Consider the following 9,806-nt stretch of genomic DNA (forward strand, 5'->3'; position numbering starts at 1 on the left):
GCAGTTTCCCCGTGGCGCGGTCGTGGACGTAGATCCAGCCGGTCTTGCTCGCCGAGGCCACCGCCCTGGCGCCGCCCGGCATGTCCAGCAGGAAGGGCGGCGCGGCGACGTCGTAGCCCCACTCGTCGTGCGGCACCTGCTGATAGTACCAGCGCAGCGTGCCGGTCTTCACGTCGAGGGCGACGAGGCACATCGTGTAGAGGTTGTCGCCCGGACGCGACAGGCCGAAATTCTGCGGCGCCGGGTTGCCGGTCCCGAGGAAGATCAGGCCGAGATCGGGGTCGTAGGCGGGCGTCATCCAGAGGGAGCCGCCGCCCACCCGCCACGCGTCGCGGTTGGCGGGGGCCGCCGCCTTCTCGGCGGCGATGTCGCGGTGGAGCGCCGTGCCGTCGGCGGTCCTCTCCACGAAGCCCCCCTCCCAGCCCTCCGCGGGCGTGACGTACCAGCGCCAGCGCTCGTCGCCGGTCTTCGCGTCGTAGGCCGCGAGCCAGCCGCGCCGACCGTAGCCGCCCTCGATGCCGACCACCGCGCCGCCGTCGAGGCCGCCCGCCTCGTCCTCGATGTGGAGCCCGTAGCCGGCGCCGGTGACGCCGACGATGACGAGCCCGTCGGCGACGAGCGGCGGCATCTTGAAGCCGAGGCGGCTCGAGCCCTGGACGGGCTTGCCGCCGAGGGTCGCGGCGAGGCCCGAGGCGGTCTCGGTCTCGCCCTCCTCCGGGCGCACCGCCTCCTTCTCCCAGACGACCTTGCCGGTCTTGGCGTCCAGGGCGATCAGCTGCCCGTCCATGGTCGCCTCGTAGACCAGGCCCCCCGACACCGCGACCCCGCGGTTCGAGGGCGGCCCGAAGATCTTCTCGGTGCGCGGCCTGTGGGTGTAGGTCCAGAGGGGCTTGCCGGTCCGTGCGTCGAGGGCGGCGACGTTGTTCTGCGTCGTAGAGACGTAGAGGGTGCCGTCCACCATCACCGGCTGGGCCTGGAAGTAGCCGGTCACCCCGGTCTGGAAGATCCAGGCGGGGCGCAGACGCCCGACCGTGTCGCGGTTGATCTGGGTCAGGTCGGAGAAATTGCGGTTGCTCGGATCGTGCCCGAAGGCCGGCCAGGGCGTCTCGGCGGCGGAGGCCGGGCCAAGGGAAGCAGGTCCTGCAAGGCAGGCCAGCAGGGCGGCCCCGATCCATCGCGTCAAAGCTGTGCTCCCGTGTGCGGCGACCGTGGCGCCCGAGCAGGTGTGTTCCCGAAGCGTGGCCTTAGGCCTCCCGACGGACCGCCGCGTCGAGCTGCGCCGGCGTCGCCTGGGCGCCCATCGCCCGGGCCATGTCGGCGGCGCTCTGGCCGGAGGCGTCGCGGCGATCCGGGTCGGCGCCGTGCTGGAGGAGCAGGTCGACCATGTCGGTGCGGTCGAACATGGCCGCGGTCATCAGGGCCGTGCGGGTGCCGTCGCCGGTCCCGTCCACCGCGGCCCCGTGCCGGAGCAGGAGCTGCGCGATGGCGAGGTCGTTCTTGAAGGCCGCGCCGGCGAGCGGCGTCTGGCCGCGGTCGTTGGCGAGTTCCGGGTCGCCGCCGGCCTCCAGGATCACCCGGACGGCGTCCGCCTGGCCATTGTAGGCAGCCAGCATCAGCAGGCTGTCACCCTTGTCGTTGCGCAGGTTCGCCGGCAGCCCCTGCCCGAACAGGTCGGCGAGTTCCTCCGCGTGGCCCATCCGCGCGTACTGGAAGACCCGGGCCGCGAAAGCCAGGGTCGCGTCGTCGAGGGTCGGGGGCGTGTTCGTCTCTGAGGCCATCGCGTGCTCGTCTCTCATCGCGGCTGATCTGGGCCGCTGCGGCATCGACGTCCAGCGGCGGCGGGAACAGTTTCGTCGCGCGGCTCGTTCCAGCCGCCAATCCGGGCGAGGCCCGGCGTCTCCGGAGCGCGACGATGCCCCGACCGTTTGAGCCGTACGCCGACGCACTGCGCACCGCCCGCGAGATCGTGCGCGAGCGGGCGGGAGCCGTCGTCGAGGCGGCGGTCCGCGCGGATTCCCAGGCGTTCGACGAGGCCTGCAACGTCCTGGTCGTCCGCATCGCGGAAGCCATCGTCGATGCCGGCGAAGCCGGGCGCGGGCACGGTCTCGGCCGGGGCAGCGAGGCCGCCTGAGACGCGGGCGGCCGGGTCAGCCCCGCCGTCGCCCGCCGCCGCCCTTGTACTTGGGCTTCTGCCCGCCGAGCCCCTGCGTCGAGCGCGGCTTCGGCCGCTCCTGCCAGACCGGCGCCGCGCCGCCCACCGGCAGCTCCCGGTCCGTGCCCGGGCCCATATGGTCGAGGTCGGGCTTGGCGATGCGGCTGCCCCCGCCCCCGCGCGGCGCCTTCCGGCCGAACTTCCCCGCCTCGCGCTCCACGTCGCTCTGCCGCGCCATCGGGTCGTCCGAGACCAGCAGCTCGGTCGCCTGAAGCCGCTTCAGCTCGTCGCGCAGCCGCGCCGCCTCCTCGAAGTCGAGGTCCGCGGCCGCCGCGCGCATGCGCTTCTCGAGGTCCGCCATCACGGCCTTGAGGTTGTGGCCCACCGTGATCGCGTCCTTGGCGAGCCCGGTATCGACCTGGACGTGGTCGCGCTCGAACACGCTGCTCAGGATGTCGGCGATCCCGCGCTTCACGCTCTGCGGCGTGATCCCGTGCTCTTCGTTGTAGGCGAGCTGCTTGGCGCGTCGGCGCTCGGTCTCGGCCATCGCCCGCTCCATCGAGCCGGTGATCGAGTCCGCGTACAGGATGCAGCGCGCGTCGGCGTTGCGGGCGGCGCGGCCGATCGTCTGGATCAGAGAGGTCTCCGAGCGCAGGAAGCCCTCCTTGTCGGCGTCGAGGATCGCCACCAGGGCGCATTCCGGGATGTCGAGGCCCTCGCGCAGCAGGTTGATGCCGATCAGCACGTCGAAGGCGCCGAGCCGCAGGTCGCGGATGATCTCGATCCGCTCCAGCGTGTCGATATCGGAGTGCATGTAGCGCACCCGCACGCTGTTCTCGTGCAGGTACTCGGTGAGGTCCTCGGCCATGCGCTTGGTCAGCGTGGTCACGAGCGTCCGGTAGCCGGCCTGCGCCACTTCGCGGACCTCGCCCAGCAGGTCGTCGACCTGGCTGCGGGCCGGGCGCACCTCGATCACCGGATCGACGAGGCCGGTCGGGCGGATGACCTGCTCGGCGAAGACGCCGCCGGTCTGCTCCATCTCCCATTTGCCGGGCGTGGCCGAGACGTGGACCGTCTGGGGCCGCATCGCGTCCCACTCCTCGAAGCGCAGCGGCCGGTTGTCCAGGCAGGAGGGCAGCCGGAAGCCGTACTCGGCGAGCGTCGCCTTCCGGCGGAAGTCGCCCCGGTACATGCCGCCGATCTGCGGCACGGTGACGTGGCTCTCGTCGGTGAAGACCAGGGCGTTGTCGGGCAGGTACTCGAACAGGGTCGGCGGCGGCTCGCCGGGCTTCCGGCCGGTGAGGTACCGCGAATAGTTCTCGATCCCGTTGCAGGCGCCGGTGGCCTCAATCATCTCGATGTCGAAGGTGCAGCGCTGGTCGATGCGCTGCGCTTCGATGAGCCGGCCCATCTTGGTCAGCTCCTCGATCCGGCCCTTCAGCTCGTGCTTGATGCCCTTGATCGCCTGCTGCAGCGTCGGGCGCGGCGTGACGTAGTGCGAGTTCGCGTAGACCTTCACGAACTTCAGCTCGGAGATGGTCTTGCCGGTGAGCGGGTCGAACTCGACGATGCTCTCGACCTCGTCGCCGAACAGCCCGATCCGCCAGCCGCGATCCTCCAAGTGGGCCGGCCACAGCTCGATCGAATCGCCGCGCACCCGGAAGGTGCCGCGGGCGAAGTCGGACTGGATGCGCTTGTACTGCAGGGCCACGAGGTCGGCGATCAGCTGGCGCTGCTCGATCCGCTCGCCGAGCGAGACCGTGAACGACATCGCCGTGTAGGTCTCGACCGAGCCGATACCGTAGATGCACGAGACCGAGGCGACGATGATGACGTCGTCGCGCTCCAGCAGGGCGCGGGTGGCGGCGTGGCGCATCCGGTCGATCTGCTCGTTGATCGAGGATTCCTTCTCGATGAACGTGTCGGAGCGCGGGACGTAGGCCTCGGGCTGGTAGTAGTCGTAGTAGGAGACAAAGTACTCGACCGCGTTGTCGGGGAAGAACGCCTTGAACTCCCCGTAGAGCTGCGCGGCGAGCGTCTTGTTGGGGGCGAGGATCAGCGCCGGGCGCTGCGTCTCCTCGATGATCTTCGCCATCGTGAAGGTCTTGCCCGAGCCGGTGACGCCGAGCAGAACCTGGTCGCGCTCCAGCGCCTGCACGCCGCCGACCAGTTCGGCGATGGCGCGGGGCTGGTCGCCGGCCGGCGTGAAGTCGGAGTTGAGCGTGAACCGGACGCCGCCCTCGGATTTCTGCGGCCGCTCAGGCCGGTGGGGCGTCCAAGTCTTGCCGTCCTTGAAGAGCGGATTGCCCTCGGTGAGCAGCCGCTCCAGCGCCGTCACCGTCGCCGAGGCGCCGCCGTCGCCGCCGGGATCCGGCAGGTCGGCACCCTCCGGCGCGGGGCCGTCCTCGGGCGGCGTCAGGCCGAGCGCCTGGGCCAGGCGCGGGTCGACGTCGGCCGCGTCGCCGAGGGCGTAGCCGGCCTGGGGCGCCTCCGCGAAGCCGTCGCGGGCGATCTCGGCCCTCCGGGTCGCGGCCGCCGACGTCCCGTCCTTCGGACCACCCTTCCCGCCGCCCGGCTTGCCGCCTGTCTTGCGGCCGGGCCGCGCGGGCGCCTCGGGCGGCGGCTCGACGGCGGCCGGACGGTTCCGGTTGAGCGCTGGGTTCAGCAGCTCCGCCAGATAGGTGTCCAGGGGCTTTAGCTCGGGCTTCGACGCCTTGGCGGACGTGGCCGTCACGGAGGCGGCGCGCGGTTTCTTCGGTGCGGGCATGAGAACAATATGGGCCCGGACCGCGCTCCGAGAAACCCTGCGCGGGTGCGGTTTGACGGCTTTCGTCTGCCGCCGGCGGCAGCGGGGACCGGCTGCGGACCGGCCGCGGAGCGCCGCGCCTTTCCACTAAAGACGGTGTGGCGAATACAACCGTTAGGTAGAATTCACCCGGGAGCGAACTCGACCGCGGTCCCGGATGCTGAGAAGATCCGCCTCCGTACACGGGAAATCGGCTTGCCGTGGGCCGATCCCGGCGATACTTTGCGATGCAAAGCGGGGTGGACGGCATGCTGCGGCCGGGGGCTTGAGGCACATGCAGGACCTGGACAAGGCGCTGGCCGACATCGTGGCCATCCGGTCGCAGATCGCCCGCGATACGGCGTTCCGCGGATTGGGCGCGGCGACGGTGGCCGGCACCGGCGGCCTCGCGCTCGCCTGCGCGGCGGGACAGGCCCTGTGGCTCGGGGATCCCGCGGCGCGGCCGGGCCTGTTCTTCGGTCTCTGGATCGCGGCGGCGCTGGCGGCCTTCGCGATGATCGGCGTCGAGGCGGTCCGGCGCAGCCGGCGCCTGCATTCCGGCCTCGCCGACGCGATGGTGTGGAACGCCATCGAGGTGTTCCTGCCGGCCGCGGGCGCGGGGGCCTGCCTCGCCCTGGTCATCGCCCGCTTCGCCCCCGACGAGGTCTGGATGCTGCCGGGTCTCTGGCAGGTGCTGGTCGGCCTCGGCCTGTTCGCCTCGGCGCGGATCCTGCCCCGGGCGGTCCAGGGCGTCGGGGCCTGGTACCTGCTCGCCGGGCTCGCCGTGCTGGCGATCTCGGCCGAGACGCGGGCCCTGTCACCCTGGACGATGGGCCTGCCCTTCCTGTTCGGCCAAGCGTGGCTGGCCGGGATCATCCATCACGGGGCCCGGGCCTTCGATGACGACCGCTGACCGTTCCGACGGGCGCTTCTCCTACGAGGGGCTCGACAGGATCATCCACGAGCGGGCGCGCCTCAGCGTCCTGACGTCGCTGGTGGCGCATCCGAAGGGGCTGCCCTTTCCGGACCTCAAGCGCCTGTGCGGGCTCACCGACGGCAACCTGAGCCGCCACCTCGCCGTGCTGAGCGAGGCGGACCTGGTGAGTCTCGAGAAACGCTTCGCGCAGAGCCGGTCGCAGACAATCTGCCGCCTAACCCCGGTCGGGCGTCAGCGCTTCATCGGCTATCTCGGTGTGCTGGAGCAGGTGGTGCGCGACGCCGCGGATGCGGCCGAGCGCGGCCCCGAATCCGGTGTCCGCGGCCTCGATCCGGCCACGAAAACGGCGTGAGACCGCCCGTCCCGCCAGGAATGTTAACCCCGTTTCGATAGACCTCTGCGCCACGCCCATGCCGGGAGACTTTACGATGCAAAGCGAAGCGGTGCCGGGAGCCCTGCACGCCGCGATCATCATGGACGGCAACGGGCGCTGGGCGACGCAGCGCGGCTTGCCGCGGCTGGCCGGCCACCACCGGGGCGTCGAGGCGATCCGCCGCACCGCCGAGGCCTGCCCGGATCACGGCATCGGCACGCTCACGCTCTACGCCTTCTCGGCGGACAACTGGCAGCGGCCGGCCGAGGAGGTGGGCGGTCTGATGCGGCTCCTGCGCTCGTACCTGCGCAACGAGACGCAGCGCCTCGCCCGCACCGGTACCCGCCTCAGCGTCGTCGGCCGGCGCGACCGTCTGCCGGACGGCATTCCCCAGGCGATCGCGGCCGCGGAGGCTGCCACGGCGGGGGGAACCCGGCTGCACCTGCGGATCTGCGTCGACTACTCGGCCCGCGACGCGATCATCGCGGCGGCCCAAGGCCTCGCCGGCGAGGAGCCGACGCGCGAGAGCTTCGGCAAGCTGGTCGCCGGCCCGATGCACGGCTCCCCGGTGGATGTCGATCTGCTGATCCGCACAGGCGGCGAGCGGCGCCTCTCCGACTTCATGCTGTGGGAAGCCGCCTACGCCGAGCTGCTGTTCACCGAGCGGATGTGGCCCGATTTCGGCCCCGACGACCTCGCCGAGGCCGTGGCCGAGTTCGGCCGCCGCGAGCGCCGGTTCGGCGGGCTGAAGGCACCGGCCGTTCCGGCCGCGGCCTGAGGCCGCTTGACGCGCGCGCGCCGGCGCGCAGAGGGTCGGCGGCATGACCGAGACCCTCGCCCAACGCCGCGTCCTCCTCGTCATCGGCGGCGGCATCGCGGCCTACAAGGCCCTCGACCTGATTCGGCGGCTGCGCGAGCGGGGCGCCAGCGTCTGCCCGGTGCTGACCGCGGGGGCCCAGGAATTCGTGACGCCGCTGGCGGCGGCCGCGCTCGCGGGTGAGCGGGCCCATACCGACCTGTTCGACCGGGCCTCCGAGGCCGAGATCGGCCACATCAAGCTCGCCCGTCAGGCAGATGCCGTGGTGGTGGCGCCCGCGACCGCCAACCTGATGGCCCGGATGGCCGGCGGCCACGCGGCCGACCTCGCGACCACGATCCTGCTGGCCACGACTCTGCCGATCCTGATCGCGCCGGCCATGAACGTCCAGATGTGGGCGCACCCCGCCACCCGCCGGAACCGCGCGGTCCTGGAGGGGGACGGCGTCCGGATCGTCGGCCCGAACGCCGGCCGGATGGCCGAACCCGAATCCGGGCCGGGCCGCATGGCCGAGCCCAACGAGATCGCCGACGCGCTGGAACGGATGCTCGGCGCCCCGGCCGGGGACAGGCCCCTGGCCGGCCGCCGGGTGCTCGTGACGTCGGGGCCCACCCACGAGCCGATCGACCCGGTCCGCTACATCGCCAACCGCTCCTCCGGCCGCCAGGGTCACGCCATCGCCGCGGCCGCCGCCGCGGCCGGTGCCGCCGTGACCCTGGTCTCCGGGCCGGTGGCGATCCCCGACCCGCCGGGCGTCGCCGTCGTGCGGGTCGAGACCGCCCGGCAGATGCTGGCCGCCGTCGAGGCGGCGCTGCCGGCCGACATCGCGGTCTTCGCCGCCGCGGTCGCCGACTGGCGCCCGGAGCAGGAGGCCGGCAGCAAGAAGATCAAGAAGGACGGCACCGGGCCGGCGCCGATGCCGCTGGTCGAGAATCCCGACATCCTCGCCACGGTGGCGCGCCGGCCGTCCGGGCGCCCGCCCCTCGTGGTCGGGTTCGCCGCCGAGACCGACGCGGTGGTCGAGCACGCCCGGACGAAGATCGCCCGGAAGGGCTGCGACCTGATCGTGGCCAACGACGTGTCGGCGGAGGGCGGCGTCATGGGCGGCGTCGACAACACGGTGCACCTGATCGGGCGGGACGGCGCGGTAGAGACCTGGCCGCGCCTGGGAAAAGACGAGGTCGCGCGCCGGCTCGTGGCCCATCTCGCGGCCCTGCTGGCCGGCTGACGCCGCCCTGCGGGTTCGCCGCCGGTATCCGAGCCGGACTCGCCAAACGGCGTGACTCGTTCCGGGGCCGAAGGCCGTTGCGCACAGGGAAGATAGACGTCTATCTCGCGCCGTCTCCGCTGTCTATCGAGACCAGGCAGAATGTTTCGGTAGAGATGAGCGGTCTTTTTCGGGCCGTTCCGCGACATATCCGGGTGCGAAAAGTCAATTCGAGGTCGGACGCTGCCTGCATCCTCGCGCGTTGCCCGGATCGTGCCGGGAAAAACTTGCTATGATTTGGTTCGCCCGGCCGATCGGGCGACCGGAGACCAAGCACGATGCGCGTACGGGACCTGTCCATCCGGACGACGATGAGCCTCGTCCTCGTCGTCATGGCCACGATTCTGCTCGGCTTCGCGACGGGCACCGTGCGGGAGGCGCGGCAGCAGGCCGCCGAGGCCGACCGGGTCATCGCGCTGGTGCGGGCGAGCCGCGCCCTCCTTCAGACGCTGAACGTGACCCGGTTCGAGCGGGGCGCGACACTGCAGTTCCTGGCCGCCGCCGAGCCGGTCGAGGCCGAGACCCGCGCGTCGCTCTACGCTGACCGGGAGCGGGCGGTCGCGGGGCTCGCCGCGGCGCGGCCGCTCCTCGACGGGCTGGAACTTCCCGCCGTGACGGCGACCCTCGGCCGGCTGCACGAGGCGAGCGGACGCGTCGAGCGCCTCCGGCCGCGGGTCGACGCGGTTCTGAATGTGTCGGGCGCGCAGCGCGACGGCGCGGTGATGGCGGAGGCGAGGGCCGCCTTCCAGGCCATGCTCGATGCCCTGATCGCGACCAGCGACGCCGTGGACGGCGCGATCCCGCTGTCCGACGCGATCCTCCGGCGCGACCTCGCCCTGAAGCGGGCGGCGTGGGCGACCCGCATGGCCAACGGCGCCGTCGCGCTGCGCGTGCAGACGTCGCTGGCGGCCGGGGCATCGTGGTCGCTGAACGAGACCGTCGCGGCCGCCGAGGAGCGGGGACGGCTCGACGCGGCGTGGAGCGCGGCGACCGAGGCGGCGGCCGAGGCCTCGGAGACGGTCGGGGCCGCGTTCCGGCGGGCCGGGGAGAACAATTTCGCGGGTAGCCCCCTCGCCCGCCGGCGCGCCGTGGCGCAGGCACTGGCTCGCGGCGCGCCGCCGGGGCTGACGCTCGCGCAGGCGCGCAAGCTCGACACGCCCGAGCAGGTCACCCTCGTCGACCTCGCCTTCGTCTGCCTCGACGAGATGGTCGCGCGGGCCGAGGCCCTGGCCAACGCGGCGCGCAGCACCCTGTGGCGCGATGGAGCGGCCCTGGTCGCAACCCTGCTGCTCGTCGCGCTCGGTCTGCTCGCCCTGTTCCGCGGCGTGCTGCGGCCGATCCGGGTGATCACTGCGGCCATGGAGGCCCTCGCGGCCGGAAACGCCGCCGTGGCCGTCCCGGGCCTGAGGCGGCGCAACGAGATCGGCGCCATGGCGGCGGCCGTGCAGGTGTTCAAGGACAACCTGATCCGCAGT

At 72.4% G+C, this 9,806-nt stretch carries 9 protein-coding genes; 6 read left to right on the forward strand and 3 right to left on the reverse strand.

Features of this window, described 5'->3' with window-relative positions; genetic code table 11:
- A partial coding sequence (locus ME121_RS31790) for an outer membrane protein assembly factor BamB family protein (RefSeq protein WP_059410257.1) occupies window positions 1-1,183 on the reverse strand: 1,183 nt, incomplete at its 3' end.
- Window positions 1,184-1,244: 61 nt separating this feature from the next.
- Window positions 1,245-1,778 (reverse strand): ankyrin repeat domain-containing protein, encoded by a 534-nt coding sequence (locus ME121_RS31795; protein ID WP_024830955.1) that lies wholly within the window; start codon window positions 1,776-1,778, stop codon window positions 1,245-1,247.
- A 134-nt stretch (window positions 1,779-1,912) separates the two neighbouring features.
- Here ME121_RS31795 and ME121_RS31800 point away from each other — a divergent pair, with 134 nt between their 5' ends.
- Window positions 1,913-2,131 carry a hypothetical protein gene (locus ME121_RS31800; RefSeq protein WP_012317810.1) on the forward strand — a complete coding sequence of 73 codons (219 nt, stop codon included), beginning with the start codon at window positions 1,913-1,915 and terminating at the stop codon, window positions 2,129-2,131.
- Between the two features lie 16 nt (window positions 2,132-2,147).
- Here ME121_RS31800 and uvrB read toward each other — a convergent pair whose 3' ends face one another.
- Window positions 2,148-4,919, reverse strand: coding sequence for an excinuclease ABC subunit UvrB (gene uvrB, locus ME121_RS31805; protein ID WP_059410258.1), 2,772 nt, complete (start codon window positions 4,917-4,919; stop codon window positions 2,148-2,150).
- 313 nt (window positions 4,920-5,232) lie between these two features.
- Here uvrB and ME121_RS31810 point away from each other — a divergent pair, with 313 nt between their 5' ends.
- The 5 genes from ME121_RS31810 to ME121_RS31830 form a co-directional block, all read left to right on the forward strand.
- A complete protein-coding gene (locus tag ME121_RS31810; RefSeq protein WP_012317808.1) occupies window positions 5,233-5,850 on the forward strand; it encodes a hypothetical protein in 618 nt (205 codons plus the stop codon).
- Entirely contained in the window at window positions 5,837-6,226 is a 390-nt protein-coding gene (locus tag ME121_RS31815; RefSeq protein WP_012317807.1) for a transcriptional regulator, read from the forward strand. Before ME121_RS31810 ends, ME121_RS31815 begins: the two co-directional genes overlap by 14 nt.
- Window positions 6,227-6,302: 76 nt before the next feature.
- Window positions 6,303-7,025: a di-trans,poly-cis-decaprenylcistransferase gene (locus ME121_RS31820; RefSeq protein WP_012317806.1), complete on the forward strand. Its 723-nt coding sequence runs from the start codon at window positions 6,303-6,305 to the stop codon at window positions 7,023-7,025.
- 43 nt (window positions 7,026-7,068) lie between these two features.
- Complete coding sequence (gene coaBC / locus ME121_RS31825) at window positions 7,069-8,292, forward strand: bifunctional phosphopantothenoylcysteine decarboxylase/phosphopantothenate--cysteine ligase CoaBC (RefSeq protein WP_012317805.1); 1,224 nt, start codon at window positions 7,069-7,071, stop codon at window positions 8,290-8,292.
- A 317-nt stretch (window positions 8,293-8,609) separates the two neighbouring features.
- Window positions 8,610-9,806, forward strand: a 1,197-nt coding sequence (locus tag ME121_RS31830; protein WP_491892934.1) for a HAMP domain-containing protein, incomplete at its 3' end; no start/stop codon positions are given.

This window comes from Methylobacterium sp. ME121 (assembly GCF_000974725.1).
Lineage (GTDB): Bacteria > Pseudomonadota > Alphaproteobacteria > Rhizobiales > Beijerinckiaceae > Methylobacterium > Methylobacterium radiotolerans.

Bases quoted from the DNA above. Each gene is read 5' to 3' on its own strand.
- ME121_RS31795 (WP_024830955.1), bottom strand. From the start codon at position 1,778: ATGGCCTCAGAGACGAACACGCCCCCGACCCTCGACGACGCGACCCTG.
- ME121_RS31800 (WP_012317810.1), top strand. From the start codon at position 1,913: ATGCCCCGACCGTTTGAGCCGTACGCCGACGCACTGCGCACCGCCCGC.
- uvrB (WP_059410258.1), bottom strand. From the start codon at position 4,919: ATGCCCGCACCGAAGAAACCGCGCGCCGCCTCCGTGACGGCCACGTCC.
- ME121_RS31810 (WP_012317808.1), top strand. From the start codon at position 5,233: ATGCAGGACCTGGACAAGGCGCTGGCCGACATCGTGGCCATCCGGTCG.
- ME121_RS31815 (WP_012317807.1), top strand. From the start codon at position 5,837: ATGACGACCGCTGACCGTTCCGACGGGCGCTTCTCCTACGAGGGGCTC.
- ME121_RS31820 (WP_012317806.1), top strand. From the start codon at position 6,303: ATGCAAAGCGAAGCGGTGCCGGGAGCCCTGCACGCCGCGATCATCATG.
- coaBC (WP_012317805.1), top strand. From the start codon at position 7,069: ATGACCGAGACCCTCGCCCAACGCCGCGTCCTCCTCGTCATCGGCGGC.